General features: G+C 68.3%; 20 protein-coding genes. All 20 read left to right on the forward strand.

The genetic code is table 11. The annotated features are described in order from the left end of the window. Position 1: 1 nt before the first annotated feature. Positions 2-781 carry a flagellar type III secretion system pore protein FliP gene (fliP, locus tag AC5QAB_RS20660; RefSeq protein WP_032959420.1) on the forward strand — a complete coding sequence of 260 codons (780 nt, stop codon included), beginning with the start codon at positions 2-4 and terminating at the stop codon, positions 779-781. Positions 782-847: 66 nt separating this feature from the next. Next, positions 848-1,117, forward strand: a complete 270-nt coding sequence (locus tag AC5QAB_RS20665; RefSeq protein ID WP_005413254.1) for a flagellar biosynthetic protein FliQ — start codon at positions 848-850, stop codon at positions 1,115-1,117. Between the two features lie 13 nt (positions 1,118-1,130). Further along, positions 1,131-1,922: a flagellar biosynthetic protein FliR gene (fliR, locus tag AC5QAB_RS20670; RefSeq protein ID WP_014037103.1), complete on the forward strand. Its 792-nt coding sequence runs from the start codon at positions 1,131-1,133 to the stop codon at positions 1,920-1,922. Positions 1,923-2,197: 275 nt separating this feature from the next. Further along, the gene (locus AC5QAB_RS20675) at positions 2,198-4,330 is read left to right on the forward strand and encodes a putative bifunctional diguanylate cyclase/phosphodiesterase (RefSeq protein ID WP_495233596.1); all 2,133 of its coding nucleotides are present in this window, start codon (positions 2,198-2,200) and stop codon (positions 4,328-4,330) included. A 206-nt stretch (positions 4,331-4,536) separates the two neighbouring features. After that, a complete protein-coding gene (gene flhB, locus AC5QAB_RS20680; RefSeq protein WP_197561563.1) occupies positions 4,537-5,667 on the forward strand; it encodes a flagellar biosynthesis protein FlhB in 1,131 nt (376 codons plus the stop codon). A gap of 44 nt (positions 5,668-5,711) precedes the next feature. Next, positions 5,712-7,772, forward strand: a complete 2,061-nt coding sequence (flhA, locus tag AC5QAB_RS20685; RefSeq protein ID WP_153643679.1) for a flagellar biosynthesis protein FlhA — start codon at positions 5,712-5,714, stop codon at positions 7,770-7,772. Positions 7,773-7,917: 145 nt separating this feature from the next. Continuing rightward, a complete protein-coding gene (gene flhF, locus AC5QAB_RS20690; RefSeq protein ID WP_197561562.1) occupies positions 7,918-9,534 on the forward strand; it encodes a flagellar biosynthesis GTPase FlhF in 1,617 nt (538 codons plus the stop codon). Then, positions 9,521-10,408, forward strand: coding sequence for a MinD/ParA family ATP-binding protein (locus tag AC5QAB_RS20695; protein ID WP_032959426.1), 888 nt, complete (start codon positions 9,521-9,523; stop codon positions 10,406-10,408). The genes flhF and AC5QAB_RS20695 overlap by 14 nt, the downstream gene beginning before the upstream one ends. Beyond that, positions 10,405-11,151 carry an RNA polymerase sigma factor FliA gene (locus AC5QAB_RS20700; RefSeq protein WP_014647032.1) on the forward strand — a complete coding sequence of 249 codons (747 nt, stop codon included), beginning with the start codon at positions 10,405-10,407 and terminating at the stop codon, positions 11,149-11,151. Before AC5QAB_RS20695 ends, AC5QAB_RS20700 begins: the two co-directional genes overlap by 4 nt. A gap of 57 nt (positions 11,152-11,208) precedes the next feature. Then, positions 11,209-11,601 (forward strand): chemotaxis response regulator CheY, encoded by a 393-nt coding sequence (gene cheY, locus AC5QAB_RS20705; RefSeq protein WP_005413247.1) that lies wholly within the window; start codon positions 11,209-11,211, stop codon positions 11,599-11,601. After that, positions 11,601-12,206: a protein phosphatase CheZ gene (locus AC5QAB_RS20710; RefSeq protein WP_006442968.1), complete on the forward strand. Its 606-nt coding sequence runs from the start codon at positions 11,601-11,603 to the stop codon at positions 12,204-12,206. Before cheY ends, AC5QAB_RS20710 begins: the two co-directional genes overlap by 1 nt. Positions 12,207-12,208: 2 nt before the next feature. Further along, entirely contained in the window at positions 12,209-14,053 is a 1,845-nt protein-coding gene (locus AC5QAB_RS20715; protein ID WP_100449999.1) for a chemotaxis protein CheA, read from the forward strand. Between the two features lie 90 nt (positions 14,054-14,143). Further along, positions 14,144-14,884, forward strand: coding sequence for a flagellar motor protein (locus tag AC5QAB_RS20720; protein ID WP_005409527.1), 741 nt, complete (start codon positions 14,144-14,146; stop codon positions 14,882-14,884). Position 14,885: 1 nt separating this feature from the next. Beyond that, complete coding sequence (gene motD, locus AC5QAB_RS20725) at positions 14,886-15,902, forward strand: flagellar motor protein MotD (RefSeq protein ID WP_014647029.1); 1,017 nt, start codon at positions 14,886-14,888, stop codon at positions 15,900-15,902. 4 nt (positions 15,903-15,906) lie between these two features. Further along, on the forward strand, positions 15,907-16,689 hold the full coding sequence (locus AC5QAB_RS20730) for a ParA family protein (protein ID WP_014647028.1): 783 nt from the start codon (positions 15,907-15,909) through the stop codon (positions 16,687-16,689). Beyond that, entirely contained in the window at positions 16,686-17,927 is a 1,242-nt protein-coding gene (locus AC5QAB_RS20735; protein WP_495233597.1) for a chemotaxis protein CheW, read from the forward strand. Before AC5QAB_RS20730 ends, AC5QAB_RS20735 begins: the two co-directional genes overlap by 4 nt. 285 nt (positions 17,928-18,212) lie before the next feature. Then, entirely contained in the window at positions 18,213-18,521 is a 309-nt protein-coding gene (locus tag AC5QAB_RS20740) for an STAS domain-containing protein (protein ID WP_014647026.1), read from the forward strand. Beyond that, positions 18,518-18,883: a response regulator gene (locus tag AC5QAB_RS20745; RefSeq protein WP_005409521.1), complete on the forward strand. Its 366-nt coding sequence runs from the start codon at positions 18,518-18,520 to the stop codon at positions 18,881-18,883. Before AC5QAB_RS20740 ends, AC5QAB_RS20745 begins: the two co-directional genes overlap by 4 nt. Before the next feature lie 45 nt (positions 18,884-18,928). Beyond that, positions 18,929-20,917, forward strand: coding sequence for a chemotaxis protein CheW (locus AC5QAB_RS20750; protein ID WP_197561560.1), 1,989 nt, complete (start codon positions 18,929-18,931; stop codon positions 20,915-20,917). A gap of 368 nt (positions 20,918-21,285) precedes the next feature. Next, on the forward strand, positions 21,286-22,774 hold a 1,489-nt coding region (locus AC5QAB_RS20755), incomplete at its 3' end, for an MCP four helix bundle domain-containing protein (protein ID WP_495233598.1).

A 22,774-nucleotide genomic window follows, 5' to 3' on the forward strand; every position in this document is an offset into this window, starting at 1 on the left:
CATGCGTGTCACCCGTACCCGTGTTGCCACCCTGATGCCGTGGCTGCTGTTGCTTGCCCTGTGCCTGTTGCCGGCGCTGGCGTTCGCCGCGCCCGGCGCCCCGGCCACCCCGCTGCCGGACGTCAACGTCGGCAAGATCGGCGGCCAGCCGGTCAGCCTGCCGCTGCAGACCCTGCTGCTGATGACCGCGATCACCCTGATCCCGTCGATGCTGCTGGTGCTGACCTCGTTCACCCGCATCATCATCGTGCTGGGCCTGCTGCGCCAGGCACTGGGTACCGGCCAGACGCCGTCCAACCAGGTACTGCTGGGCCTGGCCCTGTTCCTCACCGCGATGGTGATGATGCCGACCTGGGACAAGGCGTGGAGCACGGGCATGGCGCCCTATCTCAACGGCGACATCGACTTCCAGACCGCCTGGACATTGACCACGCAGCCGCTGCGCGGGTTCATGCTGGCGCAGATCCGCGAGACCGACCTGATGACCTTCGCCGGCATCGCCGGGCACGGCACCTACGCCAGCCCCGATGCGATCCCGTTCCCGGTGCTGGTCGCTTCGTTCGTCACCAGCGAACTGAAGACCGCTTTCGAGATCGGCTTCCTGATCTTCATTCCGTTCGTGATCATCGATCTGGTCGTCGCCAGCGTGCTGATGTCCATGGGCATGATGATGCTGTCGCCGATGCTGGTGTCGGCACCGTTCAAGATCCTGCTGTTCGTGCTGGTGGATGGCTGGGTGCTGACCGTGGGCACGCTGGCGGCCAGCTTCAATCCCGCGTGACGCGATCCGGCGCGATTGAAAGACAGTCGAGCATGGCTCGACTCTATATAAGAAGGTGGAACCCGAATGTCTCCCGAACTTGCCTTGACCGAACTGCGTGGCGGCCTGATCACCGTGCTGTGGGTGGCCGGCCCGCTGCTGCTCACCGTACTGGTGGTGGGCGTGGTGGTCGGTGTCGTGCAGGCTGCAACCCAGCTCAATGAACCGACCATCGCCTTCGTCGCCAAGGCGGCGGCGCTGACCGCAGTGCTGTTCGCGCTGGGCAGCCTGCTGATCGGCCACCTGGTTGAATTCACCACGCTGCTGTTCCAGCGCATTCCGCACCTGATCGGCTAGGACACGCGCTTCGATGGATGCCGCGACACAGATGGCGGCCGACGGCCTGCAGGCCTTCGGCATGATCGGCACCGTGCTGTGGACCATGCTGCGCATCGGCGCGGTGGCCATGGCCATGCCCATGGTCGGCACGCGTGCGGTGCCGTCGCGGGTGCGCGTGGTACTGGCCGGCACCCTGGCCATTGCACTGGCGCCGCTGCTGCCACCGGTACCGGACTGGACCGGCTTCGACGCGGCTACCGTGCTGACCATCGCGCGCGAACTGGCCATCGGCGTTTCCATCGGTTTCATGCTGCGGCTGGTATTCGAAGCCGGTGCGATGGCCGGCGAACTGATCGCGCAAGGCACCGGCCTGGCCTTCGCGCAGATGAGCGACCCGCTGCGCGGTGGCACTTCGGGTGTGATCGGCCAGTGGTTCTACCTGCTGTTCGGCCTGCTGTTCTTCACCGCCAACGGCCACCTGGCGTTGATCTCGCTGCTGGTGGACAGCTACCGCGCGCTGCCGATCGGCGCCCCGCTGCCGGACCCGCACGCCTTCTTCAGCATCGCCCCGACCTTCCTGCTGACCGTGCTGCGCGGCGCGCTGACGCTGGCCATTCCGCTCACCGTGGCGATGCTGGCGGTGAACCTGGCCTTCGGCGTACTGGCGCGTGCCGCCCCTGCGCTGAATCCGATCCAGCTGGGCCTGCCGGTCTCGCTGCTGCTGGGCCTGTTCCTGCTGGCCCTGCTGGCCGGGGAAATGGGGCCGCCGGTACAGCGCCTGTTCGACGCCGCCTTCCAGGCTGCGGACGCGGTCACACACTGACCCGATCATCACGTTCTACTGCTTGCCATGCATTTGTTTCTGTAGAGCCCAGCCCATGCTCGGCTGCCGCTCCTGCCGGAGGCAGCCGAGCATGGGCTCGGCTCTACAGGGGCGCAATTTCACGTATTGCCGCTTGAAGTCCCCCCCGGTCTGCGCGTTAGAGTGAATGCGCGGCAACCGGGGGGATGCCGCACATGGCCGGCGTCGTGCGTCGGCCTGCCTCATGCATGCCCCACCGTGGTTTCCGTCGACAGGCAGGTCCGGGAGACTGACGAATGCTGGTAGGCACGTACAACCCGTGGCTGGTGGCGATCTCGCTGCTGGTCGCCGTGATGGCTTCATACACCGCGCTGGCGATGGCCGGGCGCACGGTGACCGCCCCGGGCAGGGGCGCGGCCTGGTGGTGGCGGCTGGGCGGCGGCTTCGCCATGGGCCTGGGCATCTGGTCGATGCATTTCATCGGCATGCTGGCTTTCGACCTGCCCATTCCATTGGGCTACGACCTTCCCATCACCCTGCTCTCGCTTGCGCTTGCCATCGCCTCATCGGTGTTCGCGCTGTGGCTGGTCTCGCTGCGCACCCTGCCCCACCCGCGATTGGCGGTCGGCGCCCTGCTGATGGGCACCGGCATCGCCGGCATGCATTACGTTGGCATGGCTGCAATGCGCATGCAGCCGGGCATCGACTACGACCCAGGCTGGCTGCTGTTCTCGCTGATGGTGGCGGTGGCTGCCTCCTGGACCGCGCTGTACGTGGCGTTCCGGCTGCGCGCCCAGCGCACCCGCATCGGTGATCGACTGGCGGCGGCGGGCCTGCTCGGCCTGGCCATCGTCGGCATGCATTACACCGGCATGGCCGCTGCGCGCTTCCCGGAAGGCAGCGTCTGCGGCGAGGCGGTCGGCGATGGCCTGCAGAACGAGTGGCTGGCGATGCTGGTGGTGGTGCTGACCGTGGCGATCCTGGCCGTGGTGCTGGTGGTCTCATGGCTGGACCAGCGCGTGGAAGCGCAACTGCTGCGGCTGCGCAATTCGATGCTGAGCACCTCGTTGACCGACGCGCAGCAGGAACTGACCCAGGCCGCGCTGCACGATCCGCTCACCCGCCTGCCCAACCGCCTGCTGCTGCAGCGGCGCATCGTGCAGGCACTGGCCGAGGCCGAACAGGGCGGCAACCGCTTCGCGGTGATGTTCATGGACCTGGACGGCTTCAAGCAGGTCAATGATGCCTACGGCCATCAGGCCGGTGATGCGCTGCTGGTGGCGGTGGCCGAACGCACCCGCCAGCTGCTGCGCCCGCACGATATGCTGGCACGGCTGGGCGGCGACGAGTTCGTGCTGGTGGTGCGCATCGAGCACGACGAGGACCTGCCGACCCTGGCCCGGCGCATCCTGCAGGCGGTGGGCAGCGGCCCGTTGCTGCCGGACAACGAACTGCAGGTGACCGCCAGCATCGGCGTGGCGATCTGCCCGGACCACGCCGCCAGCGAGCGCCAGCTGATGGCCTTCGCCGATGCGGCGATGTACCAGGCCAAGGAGTCCGGACGCAACGCCTTCGTGCTGTTCGCCGACTGGATGAACGACAGCGCCGAGCAGCAGTTCCGGCTGCTGGCCGACCTGCGCCGCGCCATCGGCAGCGAGCAGCTGTTCCTGCACTATCAGCCGAAGATCCGCGTGGCCACGCAGAAGGTGGCCGGCGCCGAAGCGCTGATCCGCTGGCGCCATCCGGAACACGGCCTGATTCCCCCCGACCGCTTCATCCGCCTGGCCGAGCGCAGCGGTGCGATCAACGAGATCGGGCGCTGGGCGCTGGACCAGGCCTGCCAGCAGCTGCGGCGCTGGCACGACGCCGGGCATGAAAGCTGGTCGATGTCGGTGAACCTGTCGCCGGTGCAGTTCAGTTCGCCGCACCTGCTGCAGGATGTGCGCGAGGTGATCGAGCGCCATGGCATTGCCCCGCGCCACCTGGTGCTGGAGATCACCGAAAGCACCGTCATGCGCGATACCGATACCAGTCTTCGCCTGCTGCAGGCGCTGTCGGCGCTGGGCGTGGGCATCTCCATCGATGATTTCGGAACCGGCTATTCCAGCCTGCTGTACCTGAAGCGGCTGCCGGCCACCGAGATCAAGATCGACCATGCGTTCGTGCGCGACCTGGAACACAGTGCCGAAGACGTGGTGATCGTCTCGGCGATCGTGGCGCTGGGCCATGCGCTGGACATGGACATCGTCGCCGAGGGCGTGGAGACCGCCGCGCAGCGCGCCTATCTGGAACGCCTGGGCTGCGACTTCCTGCAGGGATACCTGCTGGGCCGCCCGGTCGACGCGGCGCGCTTCATGCAGTTGCACGACCTGCCGCGGCCGCGGGTGGAACTGGCGCAGAGCCCGCCGCCGCAATACCCGCCCGGCTGACACCGGGCCACGCGCGCCCGCCATCACGGAACGATTCCTGCGGCACCCTCCTGTAGAGCCGAGCCCATGCCCGGCTGTGCTTCGCGCCTGGCCCCAACCGCAGCCGAGCGTGGGCTCGGCTCTACAGAACGGGCCGTCGGTAGATCGACGCCAGGCGTGGAACGGTTCTTGCACGCACCCCGGCACCCCCTGCCGCAGTGCCCGTGATGTCCGAGAACGAATCCGCCGGCGAAAAGACCGAACAACCGACCGAAAAACGCCTGCGCGATGCCCGTGAACAGGGCAACCTGCCGCGCTCGCGCGAACTTGGCACCGCCGCCGTGTTCGGCGCCGGCGTGCTGGCGGTGATGGCCATGAGCGGCTCGATCGGCCGCAGCGCCACGGCCTGGATGAAGCACGCGCTCAGCCCGGAACAGAGCCTGCGGCAGAACCCGAAGGAACTGTTCGGCCACTTCGGCGACCTGCTGCTGCAGTTCATGCTGGTGATCGCACCGCTGGTGCTGGTCTGCCTGCTGGCCAGCTTCGTCGCCCCGCTGGTGATGGGCGGCCTGCGCTGGTCGCAGAAGGCGTTGCTGCCCGACATCAACCGCATGAACCCGATGAGCGGGCTCAAGCGCCTGTATGGCCCGGAGGCGATTGCCGAATTCACCAAATCGCTGCTGCGCGTGGCCTTCGTCGGCGTCGCCGCCGGGCTGGTGGTCTGGACCGGCTTCGACACCCTGCGCGGGCTGATCCACCACCCGCTGGAAACCGCCATCACCGATGGCCTGGGCTTCACCCTGCGCCTGCTGCTGGCCACCGCCGGCGCGATGCTGGTGCTGGCCGCCATCGATGCGCCGTACCAGCGCTGGAACTGGACGCGCAAGCTGAAGATGACCCGCGAGGAACTGCGCCGGGAAATGAAGGAAAGCGAGGGCAGCCCCGAGGTGAAGGGCCGCATCCGCCAGCTGCAGCAGCAGATGGCCAACCGCCGGATGATGGAGGCGGTGCCCACTGCCGACGTGGTGGTGGTCAACCCCACCCACTACGCGGTGGCCCTGAAGTACGAGGGCGGCGCCATGAACGCCCCCACCGTGGTCGCGCTGGGCGTGGACGAAACCGCCCTGCGCATCCGTGAAGTGGCCGACGGCAACAAGGTGGCGATCGTCTCCGCCCCGCCTTTGGCACGCGCCTTGTATCGGGAAGGCCAACTCGGAAAGGAAATCCCCGTGAGACTGTATTCGGCCGTCGCCCAGGTCCTGTCCTACGTCTACCAGCTGCGCGCCTGGCGCACTGGCCCGATGCCGGACGCCCCGCACATCCAGGTGGATGAATTCGGCAAGGGAGGCCGCCCGTGAGCGCCCAGCCCTCCGCCGGTTTCAACACCCGCCGCGCCCTGGAAATGATCCGCCAGGGCCTTGGCGCGCCGCTGATCGTGCTGGCCCTGCTGGCCATGGTCGTGGTGCCGCTGGCCGCGCCGGTGCTCGATGCGCTGTTCACCTTCAACATCGCCATCTCGCTGATGGTGCTGCTGGCGGTGGTCTACGTGAAGCGCCCGCTGGACTTCACCATCTTCCCGATCGTGCTGCTGATCACCACCATGCTGCGGCTGGCGCTGAACGTGGCCTCCACCCGCGTGATCCTGCTGAACGGCCAGAACGGCCACGACGCCGCGGGCAAGGTCATCGCCGCCTTCGGTGAATTCGTGATCGGCGGCAACTATGCGGTCGGCATCGTGGTGTTCGCGATCCTGACCATCATCAATTTCGTGGTCATTACCAAGGGTGCCGGCCGCGTTTCGGAAGTGACCGCGCGCTTCATCCTGGACGCGATGCCCGGCAAGCAGATGGCGATCGACGCCGACCTCAACGCCGGTTTGCTGACGCGTGAAGAAGCCAAGCTGCGCCGCGAGGAAGTGCGTGAGGAAGCCGACTTCTACGGTGCGATGGACGGCGCCAGCAAGTTCATCCGCGGCGATGCCATTGCCGGCATCCTGATCCTGTTCATCAACATGCTCGGCGGCCTGGCCGTGGGCGTGCTGCAGCATGGCATGCCGTTCGGCGAAGCCGCCGCCACCTACACCCTGCTGTCGATCGGTGACGGCCTGGTAGCGCAGCTGCCGGCCCTGCTGGTCTCCAGCGCCGTGGCCATGCTGGTTACCCGCGCCTCGCGCTCGCAGGACATGGCCCAGGCCATGACCGGCCAGGTGTTCGGCCAGTACCGTGCGCTGGCGATCACCGCCGGCATCATCGGCGTGGTCGGCCTGGTGCCGGGCATGCCCAACGTCGCTTTCCTGACGCTGGCCGCGATCCTCGGCTTCATCGCCTGGAAGCTGTACCGCAAGGGCAAGGCGCCGGCTGCCGATGCGGCAGGCGGTGGCACCGATGCCGCCGCACTCAACGCACTCGGCCGCCCGGCCGCACCGGCACCGACTGCCGAACTGAGCTGGGACGAACTGCGCCCGGTCGATCCGCTGGGCCTGGAGGTCGGCTACCGGCTGATCCCGCTGGTGGACAGCAACCAGGGCGGCGAACTGATGGCGCGCATCAAGGGCGTGCGCCGCAAGCTGACCCAGGATGTCGGCTTCCTGATCCCGTCGGTGCACATCCGCGACAACCTGGAACTGCCGGCCAACGGCTACCGCGTGCTGGTGCACGGCGTGCCGGTGGCCACCGCCGAGATCCACCCCGACCGCGAGCTGGCGCTGGACCCGGGCAGCGCGCTCGGCGCGCTGGAAGGCATCGCCGGCAAGGACCCCGCGTTCGGCCTGGACGCCACCTGGATCCAGCCGCACCAGCGCGCCCAGGCCGAAACGCTGGGCTACACCGTGGTCGATCCGGCCACCGTGGTCGCCACCCATCTGTCGCACCTGATCCGTGAGCACGCGCCGGAACTGCTCGGCCACGAAGAAGTGCAGCACCTGCTGGCCAACCTGGCCAAGAGCGCGCCCAAGCTCGTCGAAGATCTGACGCCGAAGGCGTTGCCGCTGTCGGCGGTGGTGCGCGTGCTGCAGAACCTGCTGGTCGAGCGCATTCCGATCCGCCAGCTGCGCAAGATCGCCGAGGCACTGGTCGAACATGCGCCCAGCAGCCAGGACCCGGCCGTGCTGACCGCCGCTGTTCGCACCGCACTGGGCCGCTTCATCGTGCAGGAGATCGCCGGAATGTCGGCGGAGCTGCCGGTGTTCACCCTCAACCCGCAATTGGAACGTGTCTTGCAGGAGTCCACGCAGGGCAACGGCGCCGCGCTGGAACCCGGACTCGCTGAGCGACTGCACCAGAGCCTGGCCGAATGTGTCAGCAAGCAGGAAGCCCGCAACGAGCCCGCGGTCGTGCTGGTACCTGGCCCGGTGCGCGCCGCGCTGGCCCGCCTGGTCCGCCACAGCGTTCCGTCGCTGTCGGTCCTGGCCTACAGCGAGGTGCCGGAGGACAAGCGCCTGAAGCTGGTCGGAACGATCAGCTGACGCCGCCCTGCGATGCGCCAGAAAACAGACACCACTTTCGAACCAACGCAACAGACAGATACCAAGGGGAACCCGCACCGTGCAGACCACCGACCACCCGAGTTCTCCGACCGCCACCCCGCCGTCTTCGCCCCGTGACCACAGCATGAAAATCAAACGATTCGTCGCCGCCGACATGCGCTCGGCCATGAACCTGGTGCGCAAGGAACATGGTCCTGACGCCGTGATCCTGTCCAACCGCCGGATCGAGGAAGGCATCGAGATCGTCGCCGCCGCCAACTACGACGAGAGCGCCGTGCAGCGTGCACTGGAAGCCTCGCGCCGTGACGTCGCACCGCCGCCGGCACCCAAGCCGCGCACCGCCGCCGACGCGGTGATCGCCGCCGTCACCCGCCGCCGCAGCAGCACCCCGGCGCCGGAACCGGTCGCGGCCACCACCTCGGCAGTGGCCGCCCTCGCCCGCGCCGCCGTCGGTGCCACCGGCCGCACCCTGGACAGCGCCGACGAGATCGTGCCGACCCGGGGCAGCACCGGCTTCGCCGCCACCCTGGCCCGCGCCGCCGTCAACGAACCGGCACCGCCGGACCAGACCTTCGCCCCGTTCGCCGAGGCCATCGTTGCACCGGCCGCCACCGTGCCGGCCAACCGCGCGCGCTTCCAGATCGACCCGCCGCACGAGGCGCATCACGAAAGCGTGGCCCCGGCCGTGCTGCCGCCGCCGCTGCCGACCGCTGCCGTGATCGACGCGCAGCCCGGGATCGCCGCCAGCGAACCGGCAGCGGTCGAAGCCGCTATCGAGGCCAGCCCGGCCCCCATGCTGGCCCCGGCACCGACGCTGACCGTGGTTCCCCAGGACGACGCCGAGATCCGCCAGCTGCGCCAGGAAGTGGCCGGCATGCGCCAGGTGATCGAGCGCGAGATGAACCGCTTCACCGACGAGCGCCTGCGTGGCAGCCCGGTGCGCGCCACCGCGCTGGACCTGATGGACGAGTACGGTTTCGACGCCGGGCTGGCCCGCGACGTGGCCATGCAGATCCCGCTGGAGACCGAAGCCCATCGTGGCCGCGGCCTGATGCTGGGGCTGATCTCGCGCAAGCTGCCGATCGCCCCGGTCGACCCGCTGGAGGAAGGCGGCGTGATCGCGCTGGTCGGCCCGACCGGCGCCGGCAAGACCACCACCATCGCCAAGCTGGCCTCGCGCTTCGCCGAGAAGCACGCCCCGCGTGACGTCGCCCTGGTCACCACCGACACCACCCGCATCGGCGCCCGCGAACAGCTGTATGGCTACGGCCGCCAGCTCGGCATCGCCGTGCACGAGGCCAACAGCGGCACCGACCTGGACCAGCTGCTGGAACGCCTGAAGGACTACAAGCTGGTGCTGATCGATACCGCCGGCCTGGGCCCGCGCGACCGTGCCCTGGCCGCCCAGCTGCAGTGGCTGCGCGCCGCGCGCCAGGTGCGCACCCTGCTGGTGCTGCCGGCCAACACCAGCTTCGGCGACATGGACGAGGTGGTGCGCCGCTTCGGTGCGGCCAACCTGCAGGGCCTGGTGCTGAGCAAGCTGGACGAGACCGGCCGCTTCGGCAACGCCCTGTCGGTGGCCGTGGACCACGCCCTGCCGATCACCTGGGTGACCGATGGCCAGGACGTCCCGGAGGACCTGCACCGGGCCAGTGCAGCCAATCTTGTACTTCGCCTTGAAGATTTGCGCCGAGCGGCCGATATGCCCTGCAACCCGGAGTTGAACCATGCCGTCGCGTGAGTACGCCAAGCTGACCAAGACCTTCCCGCTGTCGGCCACCCGCAGCGAGCCGCTCGGCCCTGTGCGCACCATCGCGGTGACCGGCGGCAAGGGCGGCGTGGGCAAGACGAATGTGTCCGCCAACCTGGCGGTGGCGCTGGCGGGCATGGGCAAGCGCACGCTGCTGCTGGACGCCGACCTCGGCCTGGCCAACATCGACGTGATCCTGGGCTTGAACCCCACCTTTACGCTGGCCGACCTGGTGGCCGGCCGCTGCTCGCTGGACGACGTCATCGTCGAAGGCCCGAACGGCGTGCTGGTGGTCCCGGCCGCTTCCGGCCGCCGGCACATGGCCGAGCTTGCCCCGGCCGAGCATGTCGGCCTGGTCAACGTGTTCTCCGAACTGGAACGCGAGCTGGACATCATGGTGGTCGATACCGCCGCCGGCATCACCGACGGCGTGCTGACCTTCTGCCAGGCCGCGCAGGACACCGTGGTGGTGGTCTGTGACGAACCGGCCTCGATCACCGACGCCTACGCACTGATCAAGGTGCTGTCGCGCGAGCGCGGCGTGGACCGCGTCCAGGTGGTGGCCAACATGGTGCGCGACCCGAACGAGGGCCGCGTGCTGTACGAGAAGCTGACCCGCGTCTGCGAGAAGTTCCTCGCCGATGTCTCGCTGAACTACCTGGGCTGCGTGCCGCAGGATGACTGGCTGCGCCTGTCGGTGCAGCGCCAGCAGCCGGTGGTGAAGGCCTATCCATCCAGCCCGTCGGCGCTGGCGATCACCGAGATCGCACGCCGCACCGCGCGCTGGCAGGCACCGACCGAACCGCGCGGTGGCGTCGAGTTCTTCCTCGAACGCATCCTCAAGCAGCGTGGGGTGGCCGCATGAAAGGCGCAGCCCACCAGTACAGGGAAGTCCAGCGCTCGGCGGCCAACGAGGTCATCGCCCAGCATTCGGACCTGGTGCGACGCATCGCCCACCACCTGGCCGCGCGCCTGCCGGCCAGCGTCGAAGTCGATGATCTGATCCAGGCCGGCATGATGGGCCTGATCGAAGCCTCGCGCAGCTACGACGCCGACCAGGGCGCCTCGTTCGAGACCTATGCCTCGATCCGCATCCGCGGCTCGATGATCGACGAGATCCGCCGTGGCGACTGGGTGCCGCGCTCGGTGCACCGCCGTGCCCGTGATGCCGCCGCCACCATCCGCCGCCTGGAACAGAGCACGGGCCGTGCCGCCAGCGCCACCGAAGTGGCCGCCGCGATGGAGATGCCGCTGCCCGAGTACCTGCGCCTGATGGAAGACGCCGCACGTGGCCAGGTGCTGAGCCTGGAGTCGCGCATCGAAGACCAGGGCGAACTGGATACCGTCGCCCAGGGCGGCCCGACCCCGCAGCAGGTGCTGGAGCGCGGCGAGTTCGGTCGCGAGCTGGGCAAGGCCATCGGCCACCTGCCCGAGCGCGAACAGCTGGTGCTCTCGCTCTACTACGAGCAGGAGCTGAACCTGAAGGAGATCGGCGCGGTGCTCGGCGTGAGCGAGTCGCGGGTCTGCCAGATCCATGGCCAGGCCGTGCTGCGCCTGCGCGGCCGCCTGAAGATTTTCGAGGCCGTCGACGCCGGCCTGGAAGAATGAACATCCCCGAGGCGACTGCCCCCGGCCGCCCGGAATGAACAACAAAGGAACTCTGCTTTGAACAAGAACATGCGCATCCTCATCGTCGACGACTTCTCGACCATGCGTCGAATCGTCAAGAACCTGCTGGGCGATCTGGGCTTCACCAACACCGCCGAAGCCGAGGACGGGCATGCCGCACTGTCGCTGCTGCAGAGCCAGCCCTTCGATTTCGTGGTCACCGACTGGAACATGCCGGTGATGACCGGCATCGAACTGCTCAAGGCGATCCGTGCCGACGCCAAGCTGAAGACCCTGCCAGTGCTGATGGTCACCGCCGAAGCCAAGCGCGAGCAGATCATCGAAGCGGCCCAGAACGGCGTGAACGGCTACATCATCAAGCCCTTCACCGCGCAGACGCTGGAAGAGAAGCTGGGCAAGATCTTCGAACGCCTGGCGGCCAGCGCCTGATGGATACCACGGTCGACAAGAACGCCCTCGCCCTGCGCCTGCAGGAAGCCCTGGATGCCCTGGAGTCCGGTGACGAAGCCGCCTGGCGGCAACGCATCGACGGACTGGTCGCGCTGCGCACGCAGCCGATGATGAGCGGCCTCTCGCGGCTGGCCCGCGAGCTGGGGCAGGCCCTGGGCGAACTGCCGACCGTGCCCAGCGAGGCCGGCGAACTGGACGATGCGTGCGCACGCCTGGACCACGTGGTGGCGATGACCGAACAGGCCACCCACCGCACCCTGGACCTGGCCGAGGAATGCCGCAGTCTGACCGAGCAGCTGCGCGCCGAAGGCCTGCAGCCAGGCCAGGACGCGCAGCTCGAGCGCATCCGCCACAACCTGACCGAGATCGCCCTGACCCAGAGCTACCAGGACCTGACCGGGCAGATCATCCGTCGCGTGGTCGGCATCGTCCGCCGCGTGCATGAAGGCTTCGGCGCGCTCGGCCTGCCGCCGGAACAGCATCGCACCGACCCGGAACTGGCCGGGCCGGCACTGAAGGGACTGGACCGCCACGCGGTCTCGCAGAACGACGCCGACGACCTGTTGTCGGATCTGGGGCTGTAAGCATGAGCGCGGTATCCGACGACATCACTGCCGATTTCATCATCGAGGCACAGGAAATCCTGGATCGCCTCGGCGAACAGCTGGTGTCGCTGGAGCAGGCACCGCAGGACACCGAACAGCTCAACGCGGTGTTCCGGGGCTACCACACGCTCAAGGGCGGCGCGGGTTTCCTCGGTGTCACCGCCATGGTCGAGCTGTGCCACGCCGCTGAAGAAGCGCTGGGCGCTGCACGTGCCGGCCAGGCCGTGCTGCAGGCCCATCACTTCGACGCCGCCCAGCAATCGCTGGACTACCTGCAGTCGATGCTCGATGCCGTGTCTTCCGGCACCGAGCCGGGCTATGCACCGCCGGACCTGATCGCCCAGTTCGACGTGCATGGAGGTGCAGCAGCGCCTGCCGCCGCTGCCGCCGCACCGACGGCCGGTGCCGGCGACCTGATCACCGACGACGAGTTCGAGGCGCTGCTCGACCAGCTGCACGGTGGCAACGCACCGACTGCGGTGGCGCCGGCAAAGAAGGCCGACGACGGCCTGATCAGCGAAGATGAGTTCGAAGCCCTGCTCGACCAGCTGCACGGCGGCGCCGCACCCGGCGCCAGGCCCGCGGCTGCGGTGGCGCCGGCACCGATCGCCGCCCCGCGCCCGGCCGCCGCACCGGCACCGGTGGCCAAGCCGGCCGCCAAGCCGCTGGCCGAAGCCGAACACACCGTGCGCGTGGACACCAAGCGCCTGGATGCGATCGTCAACCTGATCGGCGAACTGGTGCTGTCGCGCAACCGGCTCAAGACCCTGCGTGCGCGCCTGCGCGACGAGGAGCTGGACCGCGCCGTGTCCACCCTGGACATCGCCACCGCGCGCCTGCAGTCGGCGGTGATGCGCACCCGCATGCAGCCGGTGGGCAAGGTGTTCTCGCGCTTCCCCAAGGTCGCCCGCGACGTCGCCCGCTCGCTGAAGAAGGAAGTGGACCTGGAGCTGATCGGCGCGGAGACCGAGCTCGACCGCAACCTGGTCGAAGCGCTGGCCGACCCGCTGGTGCACCTGGTCCGCAACGCCATCGACCATGGCGTGGAAATGCCCGACCTGCGCGAAGCGCAGGGCAAGCCGCGGATGGGCCATGTGCGGTTGTCGGCGCAGCAGGAAGGTGACTACGTCAGCATCGAGGTGCAGGACGATGGCGCCGGCATCGATCCGGAAAAGCTGCGCGCGAAGGCACGCGAGAAGGGCCTGATCGATCCGGAAGCCGCCGCCCGCCTGAGCAGCGAGGAGTGCCTGCACCTGGTGTTCCTGCCCGGCTTCTCGACCAAGCAGCAGGTCACGGATATTTCCGGGCGCGGCGTCGGCATGGACGTGGTGCAGTCGCGCATCCGCGAACTCAGCGGGCAGATCCAGATCCAGTCGGAGCTGGGCCGCGGCAGCCGCTTCCTGATCCGCGTGCCGCTGACCCTGGCGATCCTGCCGACCCTGCTGGTGCAGGCCGGCGAGGACGTCTATGCGCTGCCGCTGGCGCGCGTGATGGAGGTACTGCACGCGCCGCGCACCTCGCTGGGCTGGTTCGATGGCCGTGCCGTGCTCGACCGCCGTTCGCACACGCTGCCGCTGGTCGATCTGCGCCAGTGGCTGGATGTGACGCCGGCCGCATCGACCCTGCTGACCATCGTGGTGCTGCAGGCCGGCGAAGCGCGCTTCGGCCTGGTCGTGGACCAGGTCCGTGGGCGCGAGGAAGTGGTCATCAAGCCACTGCCGAAGGCCCTGCGCGGCCTGCGCGGTTACGCCGGTGCAACCTTGATCGGCGATGGTCGCATGGCGCTGATCCTGGATGTGGATGGCCTGCGCAGCCCGCACGACTGACCCGCTTGCTGAACCCGTAAAACCGTGAAGTCGCACCAGTAGCCCGTACCGGTGTCTCAAGTCCCATTCATACAAGCCGATACCGGATCCATGGATAGACTCAGCCTCATTGGACTCTTTCTCGCCCTGGCCTCGCTGGTCGGTGGCAGCATCCTCAAGGGCGCCGGTCTGGCGTCGTTGTGGTCGCCTGCGGCGTTCGTGATCGTCATCGTCGGCACCGTTGCCGCGATCCTGCTGCACACCTCGCCGGCGGTGTTCAAGCATGCGTTCAAGATCGTGCGCTGGGTCGTGCGCCCGCCGCACAGCGATCGTCGCGAACTGATCCAGCAGATCGTCGAGTGGAGCAACATCGCCCGCCGCCAGGGCCTGCTCGGCCTGGAATCGCAGGTGGAAGCGCAGCAGGACCCGTTCCTGCGCAAGGGCCTGCAGCTGCTGGTGGACGGTGTCGAGCCCGAATCGATGCGGCACATGCTGGAAATCGAACTGGGCAGCCAGGAACACCAGGACCAGGCCGGCGCCAAGGTGTTCGAAGCGATGGGCATCTACGCACCGACGCTCGGCATCATCGGCGCCGTGCTGGGCCTGATCGCGGTGATGAAGAACCTGGCGGACCCGAGCAAGCTCGGCCACGGCATCGCTGCGGCGTTCACCGCCACGATCTACGGCATCGCCTCGGCCAACCTGCTGTTCCTGCCGATCGCCGCCAAGCTCAAGAGCGTGATCTCGCACAACACGCGCGACCGCGAAATGGTCATCGAAGGCCTGATCTCGATCGCCCAGGGCGAGAACCCGCGCAACATCGAAACCAACCTCTCCGGCTTCCTGCACTGACATGGCCCGCCGCAAGCACCACGAAGAGCACGCCAACCACGAAGCATGGGCGATCCCCTATGCCGACCTGATGACGCTGCTGCTCGCCTTCTTCGTGGTCATGTACGCGATCTCGTCGGTGAACGAGGGCAAGTACCGGATCATGGCCGACGCGCTCACCGATGCCTTCGGTGGCGCGCCGCGCACGATCAATCCGGTGCAGGTGGGCAACAAGCAGGTGCAGGGTGGCGGCTGGGACAGCCCGTCGGTGATCAAGTCCGGCACCAAGATCGGACCGTCCGCGCCGGCACCCTCGCACGACCCGACGCTGCTGCCGTCGATGGCCTCGCAGATGCGCATGCCGGTGTCGGTGCACAACCAGGAGCAGATCGCCCGTGCCGAGCGCCAGCTCAATACGATTGCCGACCGCCTCACCGCCGCCCTGGCGCCGCTGATCGACCGCGGCATGATCAGCGTGCGCCGCACGGAACTGTGGATCGAGGTCGAGATCAACAGCGACATCCTGTTCCCCACCGGCTCGGCCGCACTGGACGTACATGCGCGGCAGACCCTGGCCAGCCTGGCCGAGGTGCTGCGCGACGTGCCCAACAGCGTGCGCGTGGAAGGCCACACCGACAACGTGCCGATCGCCACCGCCACCTTCCCGTCAAACTGGGAGCTGTCGGCCGGACGCGCCGCCAGCGTGGTGCATCTGTTCGCCGACCAGGGCGTGCAGCCGTCGCGGCTGGCGATGGTCGGCTATGGCCAGTTCCGCCCGCGCGAAGAGAACGACAGCGCACAGGGCCGCAACCGCAACCGCCGGGTGATGGTCATCATCCTGGCCGACACCTCGCATTCGGTGGACCCGCTCGGCCAGCGCCTGAACGCAGCCACCGGCGCCACCGGCAGCACCGTCACCGAACAGGCCGCCGCAACGCCGGCCAGCGCCCCCACCTCCCCCATCGCACCGGTGACGTTGCCACCGGTGCCGGCTGGCAGCCGCGTCGGCGCCGCCGTTCCCCCGGCAATGAAGGAGTAATCCGATGCGCATCTGGGCAGTCGCCAACCAGAAGGGCGGAGTCGGCAAGACCACCACCACCCTCGCCCTCGGCCGCGGCCTGGCCGCGCTCGGCCATCGCGTGCTGCTGATCGACCTCGATCCGCATGCTTCGCTCAGCCGCGCCTTCGGCGTGCCGGTGGACCCGCCGCCGGCCGGCGTGCTGGAGCTGTTCGGCGCACCGCCAGCGGACCTGTCCGGCCTGTGCCATGCCAGCAACATCCAGGGCCTGGACTACGTCTGCGCGCAGTCCGCACTGGCCACGCTGGAACGCCGTAGCGCCAACCAACCCGGCCTCGGCCTGGCGCTGCAGAACGCGCTGGCGCGCCACCAGGGCCAGCACGATTACATCCTGCTGGACTGCGCACCGACGCTCGGCCTGCTGATGATCAACGCACTGGCCGCAGCGGACCGTCTCATCATTCCGACCCAGGCCGAGCCGCTGGCGCTGCACGGCCTGGATGGCATGGTCCGCACCGGCGAGATGGTCGAGCGTTCGCGCCGCCGGCCGCTGCCGATCTCGATCCTGCCAACCCTGTTCGACCGCCGCACCCGCGCCGGCAACGAATCGCTGCGCACCATGCAGGACCGCCATGGCAGCCGCGTCTGGGAAGACGCGATTCCGATCGACACCCGCATCAGCAACGCCGCCGGGCTGACCCTGCCGAGCGTCGGCGAAGACTACCCGGGGCGTGGCCTGGCCGCCTACCGGCGCGCCTTGAACTGGATCCTCGGCGAGGATGCCCGCGCCCTGGAGCAGGCCGCATGAACAGCACCGGCATCCTCGACGACTACCTGGACGAACTGCTGGGCGAGGCGATCGCCCCGGCCGCCGCTCCCCACCCCGCGCCGATCAGCACCGCCCCGGCCACGTCCACCGAAGCCGCCGCCGAACGCGAACCCACCTGGGATGACCTGCCGGCCGAGGTGATCTACGAAACCGAAACCGAGAGCGTTGCCGCTGCCCCTGCCGTGGACAATGCCGCACTGGAAGCCGCTTTCGATGCTGCGTCCGCGCCCGTCAGCGTGATCGATGCCGAACGCGAACCCACGTGGGACGACCTGCCCGCTGAAGTGGTCTACGAAACGGATGCCGTCGTCGCGGCCCCGGCCGAGGATGAGGCTGCACTGGAGGCCGCCTTCGAGGCCGCCGCCGCGCCGGCCAGCGCCTCGTCCACCGAACGCGAGCCGACCTGGGATGACCTGCCCGACGAGGTCATCCACGAAACCGCGCCGGCACCCGCTGCGGCCGCTGCGAACACCGGCCCGGAACCCACCTGGGACGATCTGCCGGACGAAGTGATCTACGAGACCGACCCGGCGGACAGCCATCGTCTCGCCCACACCGACAGCCCCGGCCTGCAGGCCGCCTTCGAGGCGGCCGCTGGTGGCGAAGACGTGCCTGCGCCGCCGCCCGCCGTGGTCGCAGCGCCGGTGGCCCCCCCGGCCGCACGCGCCGCCACGCCGCCGCCGCGCGTCGCCGTCGATGCACCCGCAGGCAACCGCCCCGGCACCTGGCAGGAGCTGCAGGCGCAGGCCCACCAACCGGCCCGCAGCCCGCATCCGCAGAACCGTCGCGCCGGTGAACGCACCTCGCGCTGGCTGCGCCTGCGCTGTGGCACCCAGGCCTATGCGCTGGAACTGCTGAAGGTCCAGGAGGTCGTGCTGCCGGTGCCGCTGCTGCCGTTGCGCGGCACCGCTGCCGCCATGCTGGGCATCATGAACCTGCGCGGCCAGGTGGTCCCGGTGATGGATCTGGGCCTGCACCTGGGCGCGGCTGCCGCCGAGGACGACGCCCAGACCCGCATCGTGGTGCTGGAAGAAGACGGCGAGACCATCGGCCTGCGCGTGTCGGCAGTGGAAGATGTCGCCAACCTCACCGATTCGCAGATCGAACCTCCCGATACCGCACGCATCTGCCAGATTTCCAACGACCTGTTCCGCGGCGTGGCCCGCGTCAGCCAGCGCCCGATGATCCTGCTCGACGCCACACGGCTGTTGAGCTGACCCCCAAAAAGGGGACGGAGGGGATTAAGTCGCAAGTGGCTCGGCGCTTGGCGCCGAAGCGGTGCCTGTCGGGGACGCAAGGGGTTGATCCGTTGGATCAACACCTTACATCCCCACTGCGCGGTCGCCGTTGCCGAGGGGGCTGCGGCAGAGCCAGGTCGCTTGCGACTTAATCCCCTCCGTCCCCTTTTCAACAGCGACCACATCGACGCACCGCGTCGATTCTTCTAAAGAACCCCACCGGGATGCCGTTATGGATCACGGAACCGTTTGTCCGGAGCAACGATGAGCACTGTCGAACTGGGTGGGGATCTCGGCATCGAGAGCACTACCGAGCTCAAGAACCGCCTTGCCCCCCTGGTGGAGCAGGCAGGCGAGCTGACCCTGGATGCCAGCCAGGTCGCCCGCATCCACACGGCCGCCGTGCAGGTGCTGTGTGCGTTCGTGCAGGCCCGCCGCGAGGCAGGCCTGGGCACCGGCTTCCACGGTTGCACTGCAACCTTCCGTGACGCCGCGCGCCTGCTGGGCGTCACCCAGGCCCTCGGCCTGGACGTAACCCATGACAACCTGAAATCTGTGGAGAACGCTGCATGAGCGCACGTATCTTGGTGGTGGACGATTCGGCGTCGATGCGCCAGATGGTGTCCTTCGCCCTCACCTCGGCCGGTTTTGCCGTCGAAGAAGCTGAAGACGGCGCGGTCGCGCTCGGTCGCGCCAAGGGCCAGCGCTTCAATGCGGTGGTTACCGACGTCAACATGCCGAACATGGATGGCATCGCGCTGATCCGCGAACTGCGCCAGCTGCCGGACTACAAGTTCACCCCGCTGCTGATGCTGACCACCGAATCTGCCGCCGACAAGAAGTCCGAAGGCAAGGCCGCTGGCGCTACGGGTTGGCTGGTCAAGCCGTTCAATCCCGAACAGCTGGTCGCCACCGTGCAGAAAGTGCTGGGCTGATCGCCCGGCACCGCTCCCCCTCTTCGCTTCCGGACCACCACTGCCATGAGCATGGACCTGCAACGCTTCCACGCCACCTTCTTCGAGGAGAGCCGCGAAGGCCTCGACGCGATGGAGGCTGGCCTGCTGGCCCTGGAATCGGGGCAGCAGGACGCGGAGATCATCAATTCGGTGTTCCGCGCTGCCCATTCGATCAAGGGCGGCGCCGGCACCTTCGGCTTCGACGCGATCGCCGGCCTGACCCACGTGCTGGAAACGCTGCTCGATGAGCTGCGCGCCGGCAAGCGGGCACTGGAAGGCCACGCCGTCGACGCCATGCTGTCTTCGGTGGACGTGCTGCGCGCCCTGCTGCGCGAAGCCGAACATGGCCAGGCTGCCGATCCGGCTGCCGTCGCTGCGGTGAAGGCACGCCTGGAAGCGGTTCTGTCCGGCCAGGCCGCAGCGAGCGCCCCGGCGGCCGCCGCAGCCAAGGTGGACGATACGCCGGAAGCCTGGCAGATCGGCTTCACCCCGGCGCCGTCGCTGTTCATGAGCGGCAACGACCCGCTGCGCATCATCCGCGAACTGGAACACCTCGGTTCGCTGCAGGTCGCCGCGCGCATGGACCGCCTGCCGGGCTTCGCCCAGCTCGATCCGCTCGAAGCCCACCTGGCGTGGGACCTGGGTCTGGTCGGCAAGGTGCCGCGCAGCAAGATCGAAGACACCTTCGCGTGGGTACTGGACGACTGCGAGCTGGACATCCGTCCGGCCGCACCGCCGAGCCTGGCCACCCAGGCGCCGGCCGCGGCTGCTCCCGCTCCGGCGGCAGCGTCGCTGTCGGCACCCGCCGCGCCTGCCGCCAGCGGTGGCGCCAGCCAGGAAGCGGAAACCTCCATCCGCGTCAGCGTCGACAAGGTCGACGCGCTGATCAACCTGGTCGGCGAACTGGTCATCACCCAGGCCATGCTCAAGCAGGTCTCGCATGCGCTGGACCCGGTCCACGCCGAGAGCCTGTTCGCTGGCCTGGACCAGCTTGAACGCAACACCCGCGACCTGCAGGAAGCGGTGATCGGCGTGCGCATGCTGCCGGTCGATGCGGTGTTCCGTCGCTTCCCGCGCCTGGTCCGCGACCTGTCCAGCCGCCTCGGCAAGCAGGTGCGGCTGCGCACCGTCGGCGAAGGTACCGAGCTGGACAAGGGCCTGATCGAGAAGATCGCCGATCCGCTGGTGCACCTGGTGCGCAACTCGATCGACCACGGCCTGGAAATGCCCGACGTGCGCCGCGGTGCAGGCAAGGACGAAACCGGCACGATCACCCTGGCGGCCTCGCACCAGGGCGGCCACATTGTCATCGAAGTCAGCGACGACGGTCGCGGCCTGGACCGCGCCAAGATCCTGGCCAAGGCCACCGAGCGCGGCCTGGCGGTGCCGGACAACCCGACCGATTCGCAGGTCTGGGACCTGATCTTCCAGCCCGGCTTCTCCACGGCCGATGCGGTCACTGACCTGTCCGGTCGTGGCGTCGGCATGGACGTGGTCCGCCGCAACATCCAGGCGTTGGGGGGCGAGGTGCAGATTGAAAGCAGCCTCGGCGCTGGCACCCGCACGCTGATCCGCCTGCCGCTCACCCTGGCCATCCTCGATGGCATGACCGTGGCGGTAGCCGGTGAGACCCTGATCCTGCCGTTGGCCTATGTGCTTGAGGCGTTGCAGCCGCAAGCCGAGGACATCCGCAGCATGGCCGGCGAAGGCCGCGTGCTGCGCGTGCGCGGTGAATACCTGCCGATCCTGTCGCTGAGCGAGTACTACGGCTACGGCAACCGTGCACCCGGCAGCGAATCGCTGGTGGTGGTGGTCGAAGGCGATGGCCAGAAGATCGCCCTGGAAGTGGACGAACTGGTCGGCCAGCAGCAGGTGGTGGTGAAGAACATCGAGAACAACTACCGCCGCATCGGCGGGGTGTCCGGTGCGACCATTCTCGGCGACGGCCGCGTCGCATTGATCGTCGACATCGGCGGGCTGGTGCGTTCACTGCGGATGCCGCAGGCCGCCTGATCCACACTGCATGCGTGTACTGGACCGCCGCCCTTCGGGGCGGCGGTTTTTGTTTGCGCGCTCTGCCAAGGGGGTCGGATCCCTTTCCGCAGGAAAGGGATCCGACCCCATCCCTTCTGTGAACTCCGTCGCCATGATGGTTGCGGGCGCAACTACTTCATCCAAGCGAAAGCACGCCGCTGCAACGCTTTCGCGCTGTCATCCCTACGCAACCGAATGTGATCTGCGTCCATAAAGTCCACGCGGACGGCGCCGTTATTTCGCAATGACGGCCGTCACCGAACCCCACCGGGCACCACCGTTCGCTCTGCAACCACCCCCAAACCGGCGCACAGACGCCGGCACTCTGCCCACCTGGAGCACCCTGCATGAAGTGGTTCCAAGATCTGCCCATCGCCCGCAAGCTGGCCGTGGGGTTCACCCTTACCACCCTGATGACCCTGGTCCTCGGCGCGTTCGCCCTGCTGCGACTGAGCGAAGCCAACGCGCAGCTGCGCGAGATGGCCGGCAACGACATCCCCTCGGTCCAGCACCTGGGCGAGGCGCGCTCGCAGCTCGGTGAGTTCCGCACCTACGAACTGGCCCAGCTGAGCATGCTCGACCAGCCGGAGAAGGTCGCCGACTACAACAAGCGCATGGACGACACCGCCAAGGCCGTACATGACGAACTGGCGGCGTACGCGGCGCTGCCGGCGCTGGACAAGGAGCGCGAACTGTATCGCGCCGCCAGCACCCAGCTGGATCGCTACTTCGCTGCCAACAAGGCGATGCGCGACGCCGTGGCCGCCGGTGATGGCGCGCAGGCCCAGCAGATCTCCGATGAGCAGTCACGCCCGGCGCGCCGCGACCTGTTCGCTGCGATGAAGGCACTGGGCACCCACATCGCCGGGCAGATGGACGGCAAGATCGCCGACGCCAACGCCACCCATCGCACCAGCATGATCGCCATCATCGGCTGCATCGTGCTGCTGTCGCTGGTGGCCGCCGCGCTGGCCATCGTCATCTCGCGCGCCGTTACTGGCCCGCTGGGCAAGGCCGTGCATGCCATCCAGGCGGTTGCCCGCGGCGACCTCAGCGTCAGCACCCAGGCCACCAGCAAGGACGAAGCCGGCAGGATGCTGGCCGCCACGACCGAGATGACCGCAATGCTCCGCCGCTTCAGCGAGCAGACCCAGCTGATGGCACAGATGCACGCGGGACCGGACATCAGCCATCGCATTCCGGAAGATTTCCCGGGTGTCTATGGCCAGCTGGCCGGCGGCATCAATACGGTGATCTTCGAGCACCTGGATGCGATCCGCGATGCCATCGACGTGCTCAACCAGTACGCCATCGGCAATCTCACCCCGGATGCACGCCGCCTGCCCGGCAGCCGCGCGATCCTGCACGAATCGATGGACGCGGCCAAGGCCAGCCTGCTGGCGATCAATTCGCAGATCCAGCAGCTGGCCGCGGCGGCCGCTGCCGGTGACTTCAGCCAGCGCGGCGACGCACAGCGTTTCCAGCATGACTTCAAGCTGATGATCGAGCATCTCAACACCATGATGCAGGTGGCCGACGGCAACCTCGGCCAGCTCTCGCAGCTGCTGCAGTCGATCGCCGCCGGCGACCTGACCGCGCGCATGGAAGGCCAGTTCAATGGCGTGTTCGCGCGCATGCGGGATGATGCCAACACCACCGTTGCACAGCTGACCCAGATCGTCGGCCAGATCCAGGCCAGCGCCTCCAGCATCACCCTGGCCGCCGGCGAGATCGCCTCCGGCAACAGCGACCTGTCGCGCCGCACCGAGCAGCAGGCCGCCAACCTGGAAGAAACCGCCGCCTCGATGGAGGAACTGACCTCCACCGTGCGCCAGA

The sequence above is a fragment of the Stenotrophomonas sp. YJH_SMC_127 genome, assembly GCF_059372445.1.

Coding starts and splice junctions, on each gene's coding strand:
- fliP (WP_032959420.1), top strand. CDS start 2: ATGCGTGTCACCCGTACCCGTGTTGCCACCCTGATGCCGTGGCTGCTG.
- AC5QAB_RS20665 (WP_005413254.1), top strand. CDS start 848: ATGTCTCCCGAACTTGCCTTGACCGAACTGCGTGGCGGCCTGATCACC.
- fliR (WP_014037103.1), top strand. CDS start 1,131: ATGGATGCCGCGACACAGATGGCGGCCGACGGCCTGCAGGCCTTCGGC.
- AC5QAB_RS20675 (WP_495233596.1), top strand. CDS start 2,198: ATGCTGGTAGGCACGTACAACCCGTGGCTGGTGGCGATCTCGCTGCTG.
- flhB (WP_197561563.1), top strand. CDS start 4,537: ATGTCCGAGAACGAATCCGCCGGCGAAAAGACCGAACAACCGACCGAA.
- flhA (WP_153643679.1), top strand. CDS start 5,712: ATGATCCGCCAGGGCCTTGGCGCGCCGCTGATCGTGCTGGCCCTGCTG.
- flhF (WP_197561562.1), top strand. CDS start 7,918: ATGAAAATCAAACGATTCGTCGCCGCCGACATGCGCTCGGCCATGAAC.
- AC5QAB_RS20695 (WP_032959426.1), top strand. CDS start 9,521: ATGCCGTCGCGTGAGTACGCCAAGCTGACCAAGACCTTCCCGCTGTCG.
- AC5QAB_RS20700 (WP_014647032.1), top strand. CDS start 10,405: ATGAAAGGCGCAGCCCACCAGTACAGGGAAGTCCAGCGCTCGGCGGCC.
- AC5QAB_RS20710 (WP_006442968.1), top strand. CDS start 11,601: ATGGATACCACGGTCGACAAGAACGCCCTCGCCCTGCGCCTGCAGGAA.
- AC5QAB_RS20715 (WP_100449999.1), top strand. CDS start 12,209: ATGAGCGCGGTATCCGACGACATCACTGCCGATTTCATCATCGAGGCA.
- AC5QAB_RS20720 (WP_005409527.1), top strand. CDS start 14,144: ATGGATAGACTCAGCCTCATTGGACTCTTTCTCGCCCTGGCCTCGCTG.
- motD (WP_014647029.1), top strand. CDS start 14,886: ATGGCCCGCCGCAAGCACCACGAAGAGCACGCCAACCACGAAGCATGG.
- AC5QAB_RS20730 (WP_014647028.1), top strand. CDS start 15,907: ATGCGCATCTGGGCAGTCGCCAACCAGAAGGGCGGAGTCGGCAAGACC.
- AC5QAB_RS20735 (WP_495233597.1), top strand. CDS start 16,686: ATGAACAGCACCGGCATCCTCGACGACTACCTGGACGAACTGCTGGGC.
- AC5QAB_RS20740 (WP_014647026.1), top strand. CDS start 18,213: ATGAGCACTGTCGAACTGGGTGGGGATCTCGGCATCGAGAGCACTACC.
- AC5QAB_RS20745 (WP_005409521.1), top strand. CDS start 18,518: ATGAGCGCACGTATCTTGGTGGTGGACGATTCGGCGTCGATGCGCCAG.
- AC5QAB_RS20750 (WP_197561560.1), top strand. CDS start 18,929: ATGAGCATGGACCTGCAACGCTTCCACGCCACCTTCTTCGAGGAGAGC.